Origin of the sequence: Pantoea wallisii (assembly GCF_002095485.1) — a bacterium.
Taxonomy (GTDB): domain Bacteria; phylum Pseudomonadota; class Gammaproteobacteria; order Enterobacterales; family Enterobacteriaceae; genus Pantoea; species Pantoea wallisii.
This window is the reverse complement of sequence record NZ_MLFS01000011.1, coordinates 1-17,582: the sequence shown is the minus strand read 5'-3', so window position 1 is coordinate 17,582 and position 17,582 is coordinate 1. Positions and strand designations below refer to the sequence as shown.

The 17,582-nt window shown below is 57.9% G+C and carries 15 protein-coding genes and 3 pseudogenes; 8 read left to right on the top strand and 10 right to left on the bottom strand.

What is annotated here, in order from left to right; translation table 11 throughout:
* Positions 1 to 8: 8 nt before the first annotated feature.
* Positions 9 to 872, top strand: a complete 864-nt coding sequence (locus HA48_RS05910) for an AraC family transcriptional regulator (RefSeq protein WP_128600201.1) — start codon at positions 9 to 11, stop codon at positions 870 to 872.
* A 126-nt stretch (positions 873 to 998) separates the two neighbouring features.
* Here HA48_RS05910 and HA48_RS05905 read toward each other — a convergent pair.
* Positions 999 to 2,089 (bottom strand): annotated as a pseudogene (locus tag HA48_RS05905) (YncE family protein).
* Positions 2,090 to 2,506: 417 nt separating this feature from the next.
* On the opposite strand from HA48_RS05905, the gene fhuE reads away from it, so the two are divergent.
* The gene (gene fhuE / locus HA48_RS05900; RefSeq protein ID WP_128600200.1) at positions 2,507 to 4,690 is read left to right on the top strand and encodes a ferric-rhodotorulic acid/ferric-coprogen receptor FhuE; all 2,184 of its coding nucleotides are present in this window, start codon (positions 2,507 to 2,509) and stop codon (positions 4,688 to 4,690) included.
* A 40-nt stretch (positions 4,691 to 4,730) separates the two neighbouring features.
* On the opposite strand, the gene HA48_RS05895 is transcribed toward fhuE, so the two are convergent.
* Entirely contained in the window at positions 4,731 to 5,282 is a 552-nt protein-coding gene (locus tag HA48_RS05895) for a C40 family peptidase (protein WP_128600199.1), read from the bottom strand.
* Between the two features lie 258 nt (positions 5,283 to 5,540).
* Positions 5,541 to 7,058 carry an MDR family MFS transporter gene (locus HA48_RS05890; RefSeq protein ID WP_128600198.1) on the bottom strand — a complete coding sequence of 506 codons (1,518 nt, stop codon included), beginning with the start codon at positions 7,056 to 7,058 and terminating at the stop codon, positions 5,541 to 5,543.
* A gap of 78 nt (positions 7,059 to 7,136) precedes the next feature.
* On the opposite strand from HA48_RS05890, the gene HA48_RS05885 reads away from it, so the two are divergent.
* Positions 7,137 to 7,802, top strand: a complete 666-nt coding sequence (locus HA48_RS05885) for a TetR/AcrR family transcriptional regulator (RefSeq protein WP_128600197.1) — start codon at positions 7,137 to 7,139, stop codon at positions 7,800 to 7,802.
* Between the two features lie 5 nt (positions 7,803 to 7,807).
* On the opposite strand, the gene HA48_RS05880 is transcribed toward HA48_RS05885, so the two are convergent.
* Positions 7,808 to 7,996: a hypothetical protein gene (locus HA48_RS05880; RefSeq protein ID WP_128600196.1), complete on the bottom strand. Its 189-nt coding sequence runs from the start codon at positions 7,994 to 7,996 to the stop codon at positions 7,808 to 7,810.
* 160 nt (positions 7,997 to 8,156) lie between these two features.
* Between HA48_RS05880 and HA48_RS05875 the strand changes: the two genes are divergently transcribed.
* The 4 genes from HA48_RS05875 to HA48_RS05860 are packed head-to-tail and all read left to right on the top strand — an operon-like array spanning position 8,157 to position 11,162.
* Positions 8,157 to 8,723 (top strand): peroxiredoxin, encoded by a 567-nt coding sequence (locus HA48_RS05875; RefSeq protein WP_128600195.1) that lies wholly within the window; start codon positions 8,157 to 8,159, stop codon positions 8,721 to 8,723.
* A gap of 15 nt (positions 8,724 to 8,738) precedes the next feature.
* Positions 8,739 to 9,971, top strand: coding sequence for a protein-disulfide reductase DsbD family protein (locus HA48_RS05870; RefSeq protein WP_128600194.1), 1,233 nt, complete (start codon positions 8,739 to 8,741; stop codon positions 9,969 to 9,971).
* Between the two features lie 17 nt (positions 9,972 to 9,988).
* On the top strand, positions 9,989 to 10,540 hold the full coding sequence (locus tag HA48_RS05865) for a sigma-70 family RNA polymerase sigma factor (RefSeq protein WP_128600193.1): 552 nt from the start codon (positions 9,989 to 9,991) through the stop codon (positions 10,538 to 10,540).
* Positions 10,533 to 11,162 (top strand): NrsF family protein, encoded by a 630-nt coding sequence (locus HA48_RS05860; protein ID WP_128600192.1) that lies wholly within the window; start codon positions 10,533 to 10,535, stop codon positions 11,160 to 11,162. The genes HA48_RS05865 and HA48_RS05860 overlap by 8 nt, the downstream gene beginning before the upstream one ends.
* 103 nt (positions 11,163 to 11,265) lie before the next feature.
* Here the strand turns inward: HA48_RS05860 and HA48_RS05855 are convergent, their stop codons facing one another.
* A complete protein-coding gene (locus HA48_RS05855; RefSeq protein WP_128600191.1) occupies positions 11,266 to 12,330 on the bottom strand; it encodes an SDR family oxidoreductase in 1,065 nt (354 codons plus the stop codon).
* 100 nt (positions 12,331 to 12,430) lie between these two features.
* Between HA48_RS05855 and HA48_RS05850 the strand changes: the two are divergent.
* Positions 12,431 to 13,332: pseudogene (locus HA48_RS05850) on the top strand (LysR family transcriptional regulator).
* 33 nt (positions 13,333 to 13,365) lie between these two features.
* Here HA48_RS05850 and HA48_RS05845 read toward each other — a convergent pair.
* From HA48_RS05845 to HA48_RS05825, 5 genes and pseudogenes are all read right to left on the bottom strand, one after another.
* Positions 13,366 to 14,016: a methionine ABC transporter permease gene (locus HA48_RS05845; RefSeq protein ID WP_128600190.1), complete on the bottom strand. Its 651-nt coding sequence runs from the start codon at positions 14,014 to 14,016 to the stop codon at positions 13,366 to 13,368.
* Entirely contained in the window at positions 14,000 to 15,100 is a 1,101-nt protein-coding gene (locus tag HA48_RS05840) for a methionine ABC transporter ATP-binding protein (protein ID WP_128600189.1), read from the bottom strand. Before HA48_RS05840 ends, HA48_RS05845 begins: the two co-directional genes overlap by 17 nt.
* A 2-nt stretch (positions 15,101 to 15,102) precedes the next feature.
* A complete protein-coding gene (locus tag HA48_RS05835; protein WP_128600188.1) occupies positions 15,103 to 15,903 on the bottom strand; it encodes a MetQ/NlpA family ABC transporter substrate-binding protein in 801 nt (266 codons plus the stop codon).
* Positions 15,904 to 15,923: 20 nt separating this feature from the next.
* Positions 15,924 to 17,282, bottom strand: a complete 1,359-nt coding sequence (locus tag HA48_RS05830; RefSeq protein ID WP_128600187.1) for an LLM class flavin-dependent oxidoreductase — start codon at positions 17,280 to 17,282, stop codon at positions 15,924 to 15,926.
* Positions 17,279 to 17,582: pseudogene (locus tag HA48_RS05825) on the bottom strand (SfnB family sulfur acquisition oxidoreductase); the annotation flags it as partial. The pseudogene HA48_RS05825 and the gene HA48_RS05830, both read right to left, overlap by 4 nt.

Genomic DNA, 17,582 nt, shown 5'->3' with positions numbered 1-17,582 from the left:
GAGCACGTATGATCACCTTTTGCCTCAATCAACACTCCACCTTACGCGGTTTTGACCATGCGGTGCGGCCACGCCTGACCTTCATCTGCAAGGCGCAAGGTAAAGACGAGGCAATTCCGCGTGTGATGCATAAACACGACGATCGTTTTGAGCTGATGTTTATCCGCGCCGGCAGCGGCATCTATAACATTGACGGCCGGGGCTATCAGGTTAAACAGGGCGATATCATTCTGTTTAATGCCCACGTCCTGCATGATGAAAATCCGGCGGCCTCTGACGATCTGCTCATTTTCAGCTGCGGCGTGGAGCAGTTGAAAATTGATGGCTTGCCCATGAATGTCCTGACATCGCGCACGCAGCCGGCGGTTATGCCGAGCGGTGAGTTCTATGATGAATTTTGTCAGATGTTTGATCGCATATGGTCCCACGTTCATAGCGAGCGAGTTTACAGTGCGGAAATAGGCGACAATCTTCTCGGCGTGCTGTTATTACTGTGCCGTACCCTGTGGATGGAGAATAAGCCTGAACCGGAGAGTAAAAATATGCTACTCGGCCAGCGCATCAAAGACTACATTGACGACCATTATAAAGATGAGATGACGCTGGGATCGATTACGTCGGCACTGAATATGAGCCCGTTCTATCTGGCACATGTTTTTAAGGCGTACTCCGGGTACTCTCCTAAGCAGTATCAAACCCGCCGGCGGATCGGTGAAGCGCAAAATTTATTATTAAGCACCCAATTGGGCGTGACTGAAGTGGCGAACGCCGTGGGTTACGACAACGTGAATAATTTCCATCGCATTTTTCATAATCTGGTGGGTATACCGCCTGCGCGCTATAAAAAATTCTGGATCGGCGGAAAGCCGTAGCCGTGTCGTGGGCTGATGGCCGCCGGTGGCAGCCGTGAGAGCGTGTGTACGCTCCCACGGCCCGGCATCAAGGTTACGCATCAGCCGGAGGGCGGCCACTATTCAACACCGCGCCTCCCCTGACCGTTACTTCAACGCAATACGCACAATCTCATCCGGTGCATTGGTTGAACTGTCTTTATTGAAATCCTGCTTCAGCGTGACATAAAGCGTACTGTTATCCGGCCCAATCAGCAGACTGTTGGGGCTGGCAGTAAAGGACCAGCTGTTTTTCACCGCATAGGTGGTCGCATCCAGCTGCAGCACCTTTTTGGACTCGCGCTGGCTAATATAGATCTCATTACGGGCCGCGTTAAATTTGATGCCCAGCGCATCGCCTTCAATCCGCTTAATCACTTTGCCGCTGCGCTCATCAAATACCAGCGTCGCTTTACCTTTGGAGTCGTCGGTTACAAACAGACGGCCGGTTTTCGCATCTTCTGCCATATTCAGGAACAGATAGGCTTTACCATCGCCGGCGGTCCAGCGCTGCTCAATTTTATGGCTGCGTGGATTAATCACCAGAATTTCACCTGCACCATTTGCTGCATAAATGCGATCGGTCAACGTTGAATAGATGATACCGGTTACCCACTTACCGGCGTTTTTGATGGTGGTTTTCAGCCGGAACGTTTTAGCATCCACAACAGAGATGTAACCCGGATCGGCAACACGGCCTACATACAGCTCATCACCGTGCAGCAGCACTTCGCGCGCGCGGCCGGATAACCCTCTTTGTCTTTCTTGCCCGGGAAGACTAAACGCTCCAGTACTTTACCGCTCTGCGCGTCAACCTTAGAGATAGCACCATCCAGAGAGTTGGTGGTGTAGAACACGTTGCCTGCGCTCTCAATCGCCGTACCAAAATTTTTCAAATCGGTATGGGTTCCGCCGGTGGTTGCCAGCGTGGTTGGATCCAGACGATAAATCACCCCACCGTTCACATCCTTAAAGCTCTGCGCGCTGGCGACATACAACGCTTTGGTCGCCGGCGAATAGACCATCTCATACAGGCCGTCACCCAGCGCCCGCTGGGTTAATGCCGTGTCAGCAGGTTTGCTGGCGGCGGGCGCAGCGGTCTGCGCTTTTTTGGCTGGTGCCTGGCAGGCTGTCAGAGTGAAGGCAGCGATAATTGCTGCAGCAAGCGCGGCCTGGCGAGGGCTAAACAGTGATTTCATACCGAACTCCATCAATGGATCAAGGGTTCCGAACCGGCATATCCGGGGCGGGAAAAAGTAAGAAGAATGAGAATCATACGCATTAACAAGCGGTAAGCAACTTTCACTGTCTGCGAAGAAGCGTTAGTCCGATACCACATAAGATATTCCGCTGTTTTTGCGCGAAATTTGCCTGAAAACAGCGCTGAAAGCGCGCCGAATTTAGGTAAACACTGGCAACTATCCGGTTAATGATTACCTTAAACTGTTGTTAATTAGGTTATTTACATCTCATTACACTTTCAGCATCAATCCTGCGAGAACCTTTAAAGTAAATGATTATCATTGGCTTTCTCAATTGGCAGGAGCAAGCGCTGCGCCCTGCTCTGCCGGAAACGGCAGCACACTCTAAAAAGACCACAAGCGGAATATCAATTTATGGGCAGGGAAAAGAGAGTTACCGTTCGCACAATTGTCAGAGATAATAAGGCATTACGTTATACGCTGCTGGCAGTCGCCATCAACGCCAGCATCTGGCCGGCGATCTCATGGTCGGCAGACTTAACGTCGGATGAGTTAGTCGTTGATGCAACCGCCGATCCCGCCGGTGCGAATGAACAGCAGGATTACGCAGTGAAAACCACGCGCGCAGGCACGAAACTCTTGCTAACGCCGCGCGATGTGCCGCAATCGCTGAGCATTGTGACGCAGCAGCGCATGCAGGATCAGGATTTGCAATCCGTCAGCGATGTGCTGACCAATGCGACCGGCATCTCCACTAACCTGGTGGACAGTGAACGCGCCGAATACTATTCACGCGGCTTCAAAGTCAGCAACTTCACTTACGACGGTATTCCCACTTCAATCAACGACAGCTGGAACTATGGCGATGCCGCCTCCGACACTGCAATTTACGACCGTATCGAAATTGTGCGCGGCGCCACCGGCTTGATGACCGGCGCGGGCAGCCCCTCAGCCTCCATCAACATGGTACGCAAACACGCCGACAGTAAAACCTTCACCGGCACGCTGAGCGCCAGTTACGGCAGCTGGAACAAGCAGCGCTATATCGCCGATCTCTCTGCCCCCCTTAACAGCGACGGCAGCCTGCGCGGGCGTATCGTTACCGGCTATCAGGATCAGGACAGCTGGCTTGATCGCTATCATAAAACTAAAAAATTCCTTTATGGCGTCGTCGATGCCGATCTCAGCGACAGCACAACGCTCTCACTCGGCTATGACTATCAAGATGCCAGAACCGGTAACCCCACCTGGGGTGGATTACCGATGTTCTACAGCAACGGCGCCACCACGCACTACCGTCGCAGCCTGAACTCTGCCGCCGACTGGGCGCGCTACAGCACCAATGCGCGTAAGGTTTTTGCGGATATCGACCACGACTTTGCTAACGGCTGGCGCGTGCATGTAAATGGTACGCATGCTGAGAATAGGTTTAACGACAAGCTGCTTTACGTCACCAGCTATCCCGACCAGCAGAGCGGCGAAGGTGCAACCGGCTTTGGCAGCCAGGATCGCGGCAAGCGCACGGTGGACTCTTTCGATGGCTATGCCAGCGGCCCGTTTACCTTACTGGGCCGCCAGCACCAGCTGATGTTGGGTGTCAGCTACAGTCGCCAGCACAACGCGACATACAGCAGCGACGGCGTAACCGATCAGGAGACCAATACAATCACCAGCGCCGACCTTGGACCGTTCAACAGCAGCTGGAGCGGTAGCCTGGCGGAGCCGGCATGGGGGGCGTGGTATCGCAATGCCGACGACGTCGTGCGTCAGAAATCAGCCTATAGCGCGGCACGCTTCTCGCTGGCCGATCCGCTTTCGCTCATCGTCGGCGCGCGTTATACCCAGTGGAGCACCAGCGGCAGCAGCGGAGATATGGCGAAAAACAACCTGTCACCCTATGCCGGTGTGGTGTATGACATCAACGATACCTGGTCAGCCTATGGCAGCTACACTGCGGTCTTTCTGCCCCAGAGCTATCGCGATACCCAGGGCAAGTTTCTGTCGCCCGTCACCGGTAAAAGTTACGAAACCGGCCTGAAATCCGCCTGGTATGACGGCCGCTTAACCGCCACGTTTGCGGTGTTCCGTATCGAACAGGATAATGTCGGCCAGGCCATTGATGGCGTTTACGTGAACGGCAGTGAGCAGGCGTACGCGGCGGCGAAAGGTGCAGTCAGTAAAGGGGCAGAGTTTGAGCTGAACGGTGCGTTAACTGATAACCTGCAGCTGACCTTTGGTGCAACGCGCTACGTGGCTCGCGATAACAGTGGCCGTTTCAATGCGTATCAGCCGCAAACCTCGTTTAAGCTCTTCACCCGCTATCAACTGCCGATGCTGCCAGCGTTGACGGTAGGCGGCGGCCTCAACTGGCAAAATCGCGTATTCAATGACGTAACCGGCCCGAATGGCGATACCGTGAGGGTGTATCAGGGGAGCTATCCGCTGGCCTCGCTATTTGCCCGTTATCAGGTCACGAAGCAAGTGGCGGTGCAGGCAAATATCGATAACCTGTTTGACCGTGAGTACTACAGCTATATGGATAGCTACGTGTATGGCGAGCCGCGTAACGTTTCGGTGAATGTCTCTTACCAGTTTTGAGCTTACTCTCCCCGGTGCGATACCGGGGAAGTGCATCACATCAGACTTTATTCTTATAGTTGAAACTGATCTGCGAATTTTGTTCACGCGGCAGACGTCTGGCCTGCAAATAGACCGATTTCCAGTATGGGTTATTCAGCGAAGAGCGCATCACGCCCTGGCTTACCGAGGCATGCAGGAACTGGCGATCGGTGTCATAAAAGCCCACGTGCAGCTCATGTTTGATGCGGAAGAATACCAGGTCACCCGGCTGTAAGTGGGCCTGATCCACCGGTTTGCCCATGGCGATCAGCTCGCGGGTGGTCACGCGATCCATCGGAATATTGAAACGATCCTTTAATGTCCGCCAGACAAAACCGGAGCAGTCCACACCGGTTAACTGTGTGCCGCCCCACTGATATTTGGTGCCCTCCCAGGAGTGCATTTGATCGTGCAGCGCGGCAATCACCGGAATCAGGTCGGGCTGCTTAGCACCCTCCAGCGACGTATCTACGCTCTCCTGCTCGGGTGCAGGCTGATGTTTCGAAGAGCAGCCGGCCAGGGTGGCAAACAGCAGGCAGGCGATAACGTTGCGGGCGGCAGAGTTGATCATGGATGACATTTCACAGTGGATAAGGTGGTTTGGGATTTATACCGTAAAAAAGTTGCGGAAATAAAGCGTCGCACGCTGAATTCATCCTCTCTTCATCATATTTACCTAAGTTGACAGAAAGGTAACATCCTGTATTTGAGATAAAAATAGTAATACAGCGTCAAGTGTAGCGATAAAAGGCGCTTAATCCAGCGAAGTACGTATAAATTTTATTCCGCGCCCTGCGCACTCACGCAGCCCGCGGAATAAGGGGTGAAACTATTTGCCGGCTTTATTACGTAGCGGTGATTCCGGTAAAAACAGCGACAGCACGAAGGCCAAAAGCATAACGCCTGCCGCCATCTGGAACGCCGCGTGCACTGCATCGCTGAAGGCCAGCAGATAAGCGTGCTGCACATCATCAGGCAGATGGTGCACTGCATCCGGATCAAGCGAGCGCGGCAACGCCAGCCCCTGCTCCACCAGCGTCGCCAAACCGGATTTCAGTACCTGACTGAATACCGCACCAAACAGCGCCACACCAATCGATCCCCCCACTGAGCGGAACAGGGTAACCGATGACGTTGCCACACCAATGCGATCCGGCGTGACGGCACTCTGCACTGCCAGCACCAGCACCTGCATGGTCATACCCATTCCCATGCCGAGAATGCTGGCGAAGAGATAAAGGTGCCACAGCGGTGCATCTGGCGTCAGCGTTGTCATCAGCCCCATGCCCACGCTGGCCAGTAACGTCCCCGCAATGGGAAAGAGTCGGTACTTGCCGGTGCGGCTGATAATGCGGCCACTGACAATCGAGGTGATCAGCAACCCCCCCATCAGCGGCAGCAGCTGTAACCCGGCTTCGGTCGGCGTGGCGTGCTTAACCACCTGCAAATAGAGCGGCAGGAAGGTGACGCTGCCAAACAGCGACATCCCGACAATCAGGGCCATCAGACTGGCCAGCGAAAAGCTGCGGTTACGAAACAGATCCAGCGGAATGATCGGTTCCCACGCACGCTGCTCTTCATAGATAAACCCAATCGCTCCGACAATCCCAAACGCCAGAATGCACCACAGTACCGGATCGGACCACGCATGCAGCGTGCCGCCTTCGCTGGTAAACAGCGTAATGCCCACCAGCGCCATGCTGAGAAACACTGCGCCAGGATAATCAATCTCGTGCGCTTTACGTTTACTGTCTGCGTTAAACACCCGGTTGATCACCAGCAGGGCAAACAGACCAAGCGGCAGGTTGATATAGAAGATCCAGCGCCATGACATGTGCTGCACGATAAATCCGCCCAGCAGCGGGCCGATGACGGTGGCCAGGCCAAACACGCCGCCAAACAGCCCCTGATATTTGCCGCGATCGGCGGGCGGAATCACATCCGCCACTGCCGCCATGCTCACCACCATCAAACCACCGCCGCCCAGCCCCTGCAGCGCGCGGGTCAGGATCAGCTGCGGCATGGTCTGCGCCATGCCGCACAGCACGGAGCCGATCAGGAATAGAATCACTGAAATTTGCAGTACGGTTTTGCGCCCGAAGAGATCGCCAAATTTACCGTACAGCGGTACCACCAGCGTGGAGGCCAGCATATAAGCGGTGACAATCCAAGACAGGCGATCAAGCCCGCCCAGCTCGCCCACAATGGTTGGCAGCGCGGTGGAAACTATGGTTTGATCAAGCGCAGAGAGCAGCATGACCAGCATTAACGCCCCCATCAGCAGACGGATGGAGGGCGGATTAGCGCCCTCACCGCCGGCATGTGGCGCAGAAGATTGGGGTCTCATTGCGACAACCTTTGTAATTAATTAAATGCACAATTAATATTGATTGCAGTTTGTCATGAATCAAGTGAGCGCGTAAAGATGACCGCACAAAAAGCAGCAGATGAGGGAAAACCAGCCGGCAGCGCACCCCGACGTCCCGGCCGTCCGCGTGGTGGTGCCATCAATGCTCAGCAGCGTGAGCATCTGCTGGATATCACTCTGACGCTGTATGCCCGTGACGGTATTGCAGAGACATCGCTAAATGCGATCGCCCGCACCGCAGGCGTCAGCCCGGCGATGCTGAACTACTACTTTCAGTCGCGCGAATCGCTGCTGGACACCGTGGTTGAAGAGCGTTTTTTGCCGCTGCGGAAACGGCTGGAGGCGCACTTCACGGATGAGAGTCAGGATCCGGTTGCTACGCTGAGCGGCTTTATCCGTGAAGTGGCCGATATCAGCCTGACGCATGACTGGTTCGCGCCGCTGTGGATGCAGGAGGTGACCAGCCCACAGGGGCTTGGGGGTACACTAAAAAACCGTCACGGGCACGCCGGGCGCGAGCGCATCCGGTCGCTCCTGACAGCGTGGCAGCAAAAGGGATTACTGAATCCCGGGCTCAACGTCGAGGTGCTCATGACCTCGATTCTCAGCATGGTGCTGGTGCCGTTTACCCGCTTCGCCCATGAGCCGGGATTCAACACCGAACAGATCCTGCAGCATACGCTCAGTCTGATCTGCCAGGGGATTGCGCCACGCCCGCGATGAGCGGCTCAGTTATCTCGCTTCTCTTCGGCCAGCGTCTCAATTTGCTGCCAGAAGTCCTCCGGCGCGGGCGTCACACGCGGTGCGGGTTCAGCAATGTGTTGTTCAAGCGAGGCCAGCAACTGTTCTGTTTCGCTGGTTTGCGTATCGTGGATAGTGCAGACATAACGGTAATAACCTGAAAAACGGATCAGCACGCTATTTTAAGGATTTTACGCCCGGAATAAATAAGCGAGCCGGTAATTTTGCGCCGGCTATCACTTTTTTTGCCTGCCGCGAAACTTTATGGTCGGTACCAGCGAACTGTTTAGATGAATCACCTAAAACCGGTACTCTCATCTATCGCAGGAGCAGATAATGAAAACCCTTAAAACCCTCGCTTGCACGCTCACTCTGACCACGGCGTTTGGCCTTGCCAGTTTCAGCGCCAGCGCCGCGTTGCAGGCTGGCGCCAAAGCGCCCGACTTCAAACTGCAGGGCGCACTGGCCGGTAAGCCGATGACCTTCTCGCTACAGCAGGCGCTGCAGAAAGGTCCGGTCGTACTCTATTTCTTCCCCGCAGCGTTTAGCGCCGGCTGTACCATAGAAGCGCACGCCTTCGCCGAAGCCACGGATGACTTTACAAAAATGGGCGCAACGGTGATTGGTGTGACTGCCGGGAATACCGATCAGGTCAGTGATTTTTCGAAGCTGGAGTGTCGTGATAAGTTCGCTGTCGCCGCCGATCCGGGTGCCAAAGTGGCCGCAGAGTACCAAACCACCATACAGTTCAAAGGCAAAACGCTCTCCGATCGAACCTCCTATGTTATCGCGCCGGATGGCAATATTCTGCTGAGCTATACCGATCGCAATCCGGAAACGCATATTGATAAAGCGCTGGCTGCCGTGAAGCAGTACGACGCCGCCCATCCGCACACTCACTAATCCGCGAGGCCAGCGATGTTAACCGCCCTGCTGGCCGCCTTTATTGGCGGCGCCATTCTTAACCTGATGCCCTGCGTGTTTCCGGTTATCTCCCTCAAAGCGCTGGGGCTGTTACGTCACAGCGATAACGCCGCCAGCGCACGCCGCGAAGGGCTGGGTTTCTTACTGGGCGTTATCGTGACCATGATGACGCTCGCAGGGATTCTGCTGGCTGCACGTGCCGGCGGTGCCGCAGTGGGCTGGGGTTTTCAGCTGCAGTCGCCGCTGGTGATTGCCCTGCTGTCGTTAGTGATCCTCGCCGCCGCGCTCAATTTGCTGGGTGTGTTTGAGGTTGGGTTATCACTGCAGCGCGCAGGCGCGATTGAGATTCAGCGCGGTGCGTTTCTGCGCGCAGCGCTGACCGGCGCGCTGGCGATCATCGTCGCGACGCCCTGTGCTGCTCCTTTTATGGCCAGCGCCATCGGCTATGCACTGGTGCAGCCGCCTGCGGTTGCGCTGGTAATCTTCTTTGCGCTGGCGCTGGGGTTCGCCGCGCCGTTCACGCTGGTGTCGCTGTTTCCTGCGCTGGCCCGATTTCTCCCCCGGCCCGGCGCGTGGATGGATATCCTGAAGCGCGGGCTGGCCTTTCCCATGTTTGGCGCCTGGGCCTGGCTGGTATGGATTCTGGCGCAGCAGGCGGGCAGCACCGCGCTGGCAGCGTTACTGGCCGCCTCGGTGGTGCTGGCGTTTGCTGGCTGGCTATACGGGATGGCGCAGCATCGGCGCTTCGCCGGCAAAGGGCATAAAGCGCTGTTTGCCGTTACCGCCGTGCTGGCCGTTGCGGCAATTGCACCGCTACCGGGAGTGATCAAGCCCGGCGCTGGCCTGGTAGCCGATCAATCCGCCACGCCGCTCACCAAACAGACATGGACACCACAGGCCGTCGCAGCGCAGCGCGGTCACGGCAAAGCGATCTTTGTCGATTTCACCGCCTCATGGTGCATCACCTGTCAGGTTAACGAGAAGACATCGCTCTCTACGCAGGCCGTGAAAGCGGCGCTGGCAAAAACCGGCGCAGTGTATATGGTGGCAGACTCAACTAAATTTAATCCGGACGTGGATGACACCATGAGCGAGTTCGGTCAGGGCGGTTTACCGATGTATCTGGTCTATCCGGCCGATGGCGGACCGCCCGAAGTTCTGCCGCAGGTGCTAACGCCCGCTATTGTGGTGAAGGCACTCAACAAGGCGGCAGATAAAAAAGCGTAACGGCGACAAGGCAAAATATGCAGATAAGCGATAGCGCGCGTGAACACTGGCCCGCGCTGATGGAGCAGGCGCAGGCGGGCGATCAGCTCGCCTATACCCGGCTGCTCAAAGCACTGGTGCCGGTGATCCGGGCGCGGGTGCGACGTCAGATCGGCGATGATGCGCTAATCGAAGATGTGGTACAGGATGTGCTGCTGACGGTGCATCGGGTACGTCACACCTATGACCCGGCCTTTCCCTTTTTGCCCTGGCTGCTGGCGATTATCTCGGCGCGGGCGGTTGATGCCCTGCGGCGGCGTGGTCGTCTGCAGCGCTGGGAGACACCGGACGAGGCGCTGACGGAAAACGCTGCAACGCCGGACAACCCGCAGCTGGATAGCCGGGACGAACTGGCGGCTTATCTGCGGCAGTTACCCTCACGCCAGCGCGATATCGTTGAACATGTTCACCTGCGCGAAATGAGCCTGACGGAGGCCGCCGTTCATAACAATCTGAGCGTAGCGGCGGTGAAATCGCTGCTACACCGTGCGCTAACCAATCTGCGCCGCTTTGGAGCCCATCATGAGTGATCATCACGCTTTAATTGAGCAGCTTAGCCGTGACCTGCGCCCGGTCAGGCGTCCGCGCGCAACCGGCCTGCGCGTGCTGGGCTGGCTCACCCTGGCGCTGCCCTGTGCCCTCGCGGCCAGTTTGCTGGTGCAGCGCACGCTCACCGACTGGTCACAGCCCGGTGCGCTTCGGGCAGCAATACAGCTGGTGCTGGCTTTTGTGCTGGGTACGCTGGCGATTCGCAGCGCCTTCAGCATGAGCATCGCCGGGCGCCGGGGCCTGAGCTGGAGAGCGCTGCTGCCCATAGGGCTGTTATGGCTGGGGTTAAGCCTGAGCAGTATGCCGCAGCTGGCAGCAGAGACACACGATCACGACAGCGCCCGCTGCTTTACCTTTTTGCTGGTGGTGAGCTCGCCAATGATGCTGTTGATGATCGCCACGCTGCGCCGCACGCGTACGCTGCATCCGGTACGGACGCTCGCTACGGCAGGGTTAGGCATCGCTTCTCTGGCGGTGAGTTTGCTGGCGTTTTGCCATCCGGTGCATCTGCATCCGCTGGATTTTGTTCTGCACCTGGCGGCAATAGTCACCATCGTGGCGATAACCGTGCTGGCCGGCCGGCGCTGGGTGCGCGTGGGCTAAGTGCCGGGCGTCTCCCGCCCGGCACTTGCCTGTTGTGCGGTGCACTCCCCTGGCGGGAAGCGCGTGCACTATATAACCTCAAAATAGCTTCAGAAAAGCGGCCTCAGAAAATGACCCGCTCTGCCTTCAGCTTATCGAACAGCCGGGTAAAGGAATCCAGCGTGCTGCGATAGCCGGTAAACCCGGCTTTGCGGCTTTTGCTCATATCGGTAAACGCCTCCATCGGGCGGCCGAGATCCGCATCGGTGTGCCACCAGGATGCCAGCTTGTTGATATCCGTCTCACGCAGTTGATGGCGCGTAGCGATCTCCTGCCAGGCGGCAGCCGCTTCCTGCATCCGCCCCTCCAGCGGCATCATCTGTGCCGGATAGGCGGCGGCTTCGATGCCAAAGTAAGCAGCAATCCGTGGCCACAGCCAGTTCCAGCGGAAGACATCACCGTTTACCGCGTTGAAATCCTGGTTGGCCGCCGCATCGGCGGTAGCAGCCCACAACAACTGCTCTGCCAGTAATCCGGCATCGGTCACATCCGCCACGCCACTCCACTGCTCTGGCGAGCCGGGGAAGATAAATGGCCAGCCCTTCTCGCGGCACAGGGTCGCGTATACTGCCAGCGTCTGCCCCATGTTCATCGCGTTGCCCACGGCGTAACCGATGATGGTATGCGGGCGGTGTACACTCCAGCGATAGCCATATTTCTCTGCACCGGCGAACACTTCGTCCTCCTGCGCATAGTAGAAGTTATCGACCGGCTGGCGGCCCTGCTCTTCGCGGAATGGCGTAACCGGCACCGCCCCTTTGCCATAGGCCTCGAACGGACCCAGGTAGTGCTTCAGACCGGTCACCAGCGCAACGTGGGCGCCATTAAGCCGATCCTGCAACCCTTCGATGACGTTGCGCACCATGCCGCCATTCACGCGAATATTCTCTTTTTCATTCTCCTGCCGCGACCAGACGCTGAAGAACAGCGCATCGGGCTTCTCCTGCGCCAGTACAGCTTTGACTTCATCAGCCTGCGTCAGATCGGCGGTCAGGCTACGGCAACCGTCCGGGATAGCGCCACGCCCGCGCGAAAGGCCGGTTACCTGCCAGCCCTCCTGCTGCAGTTTTTCCGCCAGCGCACGCCCAATTACACCGCTGATGCCCACAATCAATGCCTGTTTTTGCATTTCAATTCTCCTCTGTTGCAGTTCTTATCAGCCTAATAGAGAATTCAGTTCTTATCTCTGGCATTAATTCACGGCATTCCCAACCTGGATTCACTAATCAATGCACGATCAGCGCCTGAAAGATATCGTCCCCTTTGTAGCCAGCGTCGAAAGCGGCAGTTTCGCCGCCGCCGCCGAACGCCTGCACCTCACCGGTTCAGCCGTAAGTAAAAGCGTGACGCGCCTGGAGCACCGGCTGGGTCACGCCTGCTGGAGCGCACCACGCGCAGCCTGACGCTAACCGACGCAGGCAGCGCGTACTACCAGACCTGCCTGCGCATTCTGGAGGATCTGGCAGAAGCCGAAGCGGTGCTGGCCGCGCAGCGCAGCATCCCCTCCGGACGGCTGCGACTGGCCGTCCCCAACACCTATGGCCGCCTGGGCGTGATGCCACTATTGATACCCTTCTGTCAGAACCATCCGGAGGTCGAACTGAACCTGACCTTCTCCGACCGTTTCATTGACCTGTTTGATGAAGGGATAGACGTGGCGGTCCGTATTGGCGGATCGCCTGATGTGCCGGCCTCACTCGGCTGTCGCCAGATGGGCCGTGAACGGATGGTCTTTTGCGCGGCACCTGACTATCTGGCGCGCGAAGGCCGGCCCGCCAGTGAAAGCGAGCTGTTGCAGCATCGGGCGATTGTGTATGAGCGCGTGGATGGCAGCACCAAGCCCTGGCTGTTCACCACCGCTGATGGTCACCCGCACTGGCGCAGCGTGCCGCACCGTATGGCGCTGGGCGATGTGGATGCCCAGGTGCAGGCCTTGTGCGGCGGGCTCGGCGTTGCGCAGATGCCCTCCTGGCTGGTGCGGGAGCCGCTGGCGCGCGGCGAGCTGGAGATTATCCTGCCGGGGCAGCAGCCGGACGGTCTGGCGCTGACACTGGTGTGGCCGCGCCGTAAACAGCTGTTGCCGAAAGTCGATGCGCTGCTGACGGCGCTGGAAGGGCTGCAGATTCGGTAATCTTTCCCGCAGCCCAGCCAGCCCGGATACCCTTTAGCGGTGGTTTAGCCGCCGCGACAATCGATCGCCGCAAAATTGCAACACCGTGACCAGCGCCACCAGCACGACGATGACCGTGAGCATCACCTGCATATCAAAACGCTGATAACCGTAGCGGTAGGCCAGATCGCCAAGGCCGCCGGCTCCGATGGCGCCCGCCATCGCCGAGGCGTTGATCATCGTGACCAGCGTAATGGTGAACCCGCTGATGATGCCCGGTCGCGCTTCGGGTAACAGCACGTGCCAGACAATATGCCAGCGGTGAAAACCCATGGCCTGCGCAGCCTCGCTCAGCCCCTTATCCACCTCACGCAGGCTGACTTCGGCAATGCGGGCAAAGAACGGCGTGGCCGCCAGCGTGAGCGGCACCACTGCGGCCCATACGCCGTAAGTTGTCCCGACGATCCAGCGGGTAAACGGAATCAGCGCCACCATCAGAATCAAAAACGGTACGGAACGGAACAGGTTCACCAGCCAGCCAAGCAGCCGATGCAGCAGCGGATGCGGAAAAAGATCGCCACGTCCGCTCACCACCAGCATGACCGCCAGCGGTAAGCCAATCAGCAGCGCCAGCAGTGACGATACGCCCACCATCAGGAGCGTATCCAGCAAGCCCGTCCATAAACGATCAAGAGCCAGTGACATAACCTGCAATCTCCAGTTGGTCGGCCAGATTATTCAGCGCGTGCTGAGCGACCGTGGCGTCATGTTGGGCATCCAGCAGCAGCAACAGCTGACCGGTCGGCTTCTCCTGCACCCACTCCACGGCACTGTAGAGCAGCGTAAGCCCGCCGCTTATCCGCGCGCTGATGGCCGCCAGATCCGGCTGTGCTCCCTGCCCGGTGTAACGCAGTCGCACCAGCAAGCGCGAATGGGCATGCTGACGTGTCGCGGTCAGCAGCGGCTGAATCGCTGCCGGCAGCGTGCTGAACTGCGGATTAAGAAGCTGCCGGGTCGTTTCATGTTGCGGATCGCTGTACACCTGCCAGACCGGCCCGCGTTCAATGATCTCGCCCTGGTCGATCACGGCCACCTGATGACATAAGTCGTGCACCACGTCCATCTCATGGGTAATCAGCACAATAGTAATACGGCGTTGCTGGTTGATCTTCCTGAGCAAGCTCAGCGTGGCGCGCGTGGTTTCCGGATCAAGCGCCGACGTCGCCTCGTCGCACAGCAACAGCTCAGGATCGTGCACCAGCGCACGCGCAATCCCGACGCGCTGCTTCTGCCCGCCTGAGAGCTGCGCCGGCCACGCATGCTGACGCGCTTCCAGTCCCACCAGCGCCAGCAACTCATCCACTTTTCGCCGCCGCTCTGCAGCAGGTACCCCTGCAACTTTCATCGGCAGCTCAATGTTCTCACGCACGGTCTTTGCCGAGAGCAGATTAAAGTGCTGGAAGATCATGCCGGTGCGACGACGCCACTTCACCAGCGCCGCATCCTGTAGTGTCCCGAGCTCGATACCGTCGATCACCACCTGGCCGCTGGACGGCGTCTCCAGCCGGTTAAGGCAGCGAATCAAAGTGGATTTTCCGGCACCGCTACGGCCAATAATGCCGAAGATCTCGCCACGTCTGACCTGCAGATCAATATTTCTCAGCGCATCCTGTTGTTGTCCGGCGTAGCGCTTAGTCAGGCTGCGAATCTGTACATGTACACTGCCCGCCTGCGGCACAGGCGGTGAAAACAGCGTATCGCGCTCGCCGGGGAGAGTCAGGCTAACCACGATTACTGACTCCAGCCCGGCTGGTACAGCTTGCCGTAATACTCATCCAGCCTGGCGCGCACCACCGGTGAATGCTGGTAAATCTCCACAAACTGCTTCAGGCGCGGATCGTCCTGGTGTCCGTCGCGCACCACAAACTGAATCACATACTCCGGGTGCTCAAGGCCATCGAACAGTAGCGCATCATTCGGATCGATGGTCTTCGCCAGGCGCAGATAGTGCGGATAGCCCTGCGCCAGATCCACCTCATCCAGCGATCGTGACAGCTGCACCGCTTCCACTTCAATAATCTTCAAATGCTTCGGGTTGCTTTCGATATCGTCAAGGGTCGATTTCAACCCTGCGCCGGGCCTCAGCGTAATCAGCTGCGCTTTCTGTAACAGCAACAGTCCGCGCGCGCCGTTAATCGGATCATTGGCTATCGCCACCGTGCCGCCCTCCGGGATTTGGTCCAGCGCGCGATGCTTTTTCGAGTACAGACCGATGTTATTGATGATCGCAGGTGCGTAAGGCCGCAGGTGGAATCCGCCCTCTTTATTGGCATTGTCGAGGAAGGGTTTATGCTGGAACAGATTAACGTCGATGTCCCCGTTTTCGACGCTGACGTTTGGTGCCGTCCAGTCGGTAAACTCCACCAGCTCAACCTTCAGCCCCTGCTTTTTGGCTTCTGCCACGGCGGTTTCCAGCGGGGGCGCAAAGGCTGCTGTGGTTCCGACTTTTAGCGGTCCGCTGTAGTCGTTTGCGGCAAAGGCGCTTAAGGCCAGCATGGATGCGCTCAGCGCCAGAAGAGGTGCAATTTTCATGTCATATCCCTGAGGTTAAATTAACGAAATCCGGACGCTGGTCGCCAGCGCGCAGCCGGATGGCGATCGGGCAAGCGATCCTGTTGAAAAAGTTTGTGCCGCAGTGAACCTGGCTGATAAGCAGTTTTAAAACGTCCGCGCTGCTGTAACTCTGGCACCACCAGCTCAATAACGTCGCGGTAGCTCTGCGGATTCAAAATGCGCGTCAAATTAAAACCGTCGATATCGCCCTCATCGATCCAGCGGATAAGCGCATCCGCCACCTGAGACGGATTGCCAGTAATGACCGGATAGCGACTGCCCAGAGCGTGCTGCTCCAGCAGACGACGGCGCGTCCAGCCGCTGTAGGCTTTACTGACCGATTCAATGGCGCGCGTATCACCGCTATGAATCGGTTCATCCAGGCCGAAGGCGGCTAAATCAATACCCGTGGAGCTGGAGAAGTGCGCGAGCCCGGCTTCCGGACTGGCATACTCCAGATAGCTGCGATGCTTCTCCTGCGCCTCGCGTTCGGTTGGCGCAACAATGACGCTAACACCCATAAAGATGCGCAAATCATCCGGGCGCCGGCCCGCCTGCACGGCAGCCAGCCTTAAGCGCTGCGTCTGCTCACGCATCGCCGCCGGCGAGCTGGCGTTAACGAAGCTGCACTCCGCGTGACGGCCAGCAAACTGCACGCCTCGCGCCGAGGAGCCCGCCTGAAACAGCAGCGGCGTACGCTGCGGCGAGGGGCTGCTCAGGTGGTAGCCCTGTACCTGGTAAAACTCACCCTGATGATGAATCGGGTGGATTTTCTGTGCATCGGCATACACGCGCCGTGCCTTATCGGCCACCAGCGCATCCTCTTGCCAGCTGCCTTCCCACAACTGATAGGCGACGTCGAGAAATTCATCGGCCTGATCGTAGCGACGATCGTGCGCCAGCAGCTGATGCTGGCCCATGGCGCGGGCCGCGCTATCGAGATAACCGGTCACGATATTCCAGCCAATGCGCCCGTTTGTCAGGTGATCCAGCGTGGAGAGACGGCGGGCAAACGGGTATGGCGCTTCGTAACTCAGATTGGCCGTCACGCCGAACCCCAAGTGCTGCGTCACGCTTGCCATGCCGGAGACCAGCATCAGCGGATCGTTAACCGGCAGCTGGATCGCCTCGCTCGCGGTTAAACCAATGCCCTGCTGATAGACGTCGTAAACGCCAAGTATGTCGGCAATGAACAGGCCGTCAAAGAGCCCACGCTCCAGCAACCGTGCCAGATCCAGCCAGTAATCCAGGGAGTTGAAATCCACCGAGCGATCCTGTGGATGGGTCCACATACCGTGATGGATGTGACCCACGCAGTTCATATTGAACGCGTTGAGTAAAATCTCTTTTTGGCTCATATCGTGCCCCGGCGCGGCGGCAGCACCCCGTTCAGCAGATAGTTGCCAATGATCGGGTATTTCCAACGCACCGGATCGTGCAGCGTGTGGGTACGCGCATTGCGCCAGTGACGATCAAAATTGTGTTCCCGCAAGCTGGCGCGCGAGCCGCCAAGCTCAAAGAGTAAATTGCCTGCTTCCAGCGAGACCTCTGTGGTCCAGGCACGGGCCTGCGCCACGGCAATCGAGGCCTGTGCCACGCTCTCCGCGCTGGCATCCTGCCGGGCGCACTCCACCGCTTCGCCGGCCACGGCCAGCAGA

What these genes read in the sequence shown, in the direction of transcription:
- HA48_RS05870 (WP_128600194.1), top strand. Translation starts at nt 8,739, where the DNA reads ATGTTAACCGCCCTGCTGGCCGCCTTTATTGGCGGCGCCATTCTTAAC.
- HA48_RS05885 (WP_128600197.1), top strand. Translation starts at nt 7,137, where the DNA reads ATGACCGCACAAAAAGCAGCAGATGAGGGAAAACCAGCCGGCAGCGCA.
- HA48_RS05845 (WP_128600190.1), bottom strand. Translation starts at nt 14,016, where the DNA reads ATGTCACTGGCTCTTGATCGTTTATGGACGGGCTTGCTGGATACGCTC.
- HA48_RS05835 (WP_128600188.1), bottom strand. Translation starts at nt 15,903, where the DNA reads ATGAAAATTGCACCTCTTCTGGCGCTGAGCGCATCCATGCTGGCCTTA.
- HA48_RS05875 (WP_128600195.1), top strand. Translation starts at nt 8,157, where the DNA reads ATGAAAACCCTTAAAACCCTCGCTTGCACGCTCACTCTGACCACGGCG.
- HA48_RS05890 (WP_128600198.1), bottom strand. Translation starts at nt 7,058, where the DNA reads ATGAGACCCCAATCTTCTGCGCCACATGCCGGCGGTGAGGGCGCTAAT.
- HA48_RS05855 (WP_128600191.1), bottom strand. Translation starts at nt 12,330, where the DNA reads ATGCAAAAACAGGCATTGATTGTGGGCATCAGCGGTGTAATTGGGCGT.
- HA48_RS05860 (WP_128600192.1), top strand. Translation starts at nt 10,533, where the DNA reads ATGAGTGATCATCACGCTTTAATTGAGCAGCTTAGCCGTGACCTGCGC.
- HA48_RS05830 (WP_128600187.1), bottom strand. Translation starts at nt 17,282, where the DNA reads ATGAGCCAAAAAGAGATTTTACTCAACGCGTTCAATATGAACTGCGTG.
- HA48_RS05910 (WP_128600201.1), top strand. Translation starts at nt 9, where the DNA reads ATGATCACCTTTTGCCTCAATCAACACTCCACCTTACGCGGTTTTGAC.
- HA48_RS05865 (WP_128600193.1), top strand. Translation starts at nt 9,989, where the DNA reads ATGCAGATAAGCGATAGCGCGCGTGAACACTGGCCCGCGCTGATGGAG.
- fhuE (WP_128600200.1), top strand. Translation starts at nt 2,507, where the DNA reads ATGGGCAGGGAAAAGAGAGTTACCGTTCGCACAATTGTCAGAGATAAT.
- HA48_RS05895 (WP_128600199.1), bottom strand. Translation starts at nt 5,282, where the DNA reads ATGATCAACTCTGCCGCCCGCAACGTTATCGCCTGCCTGCTGTTTGCC.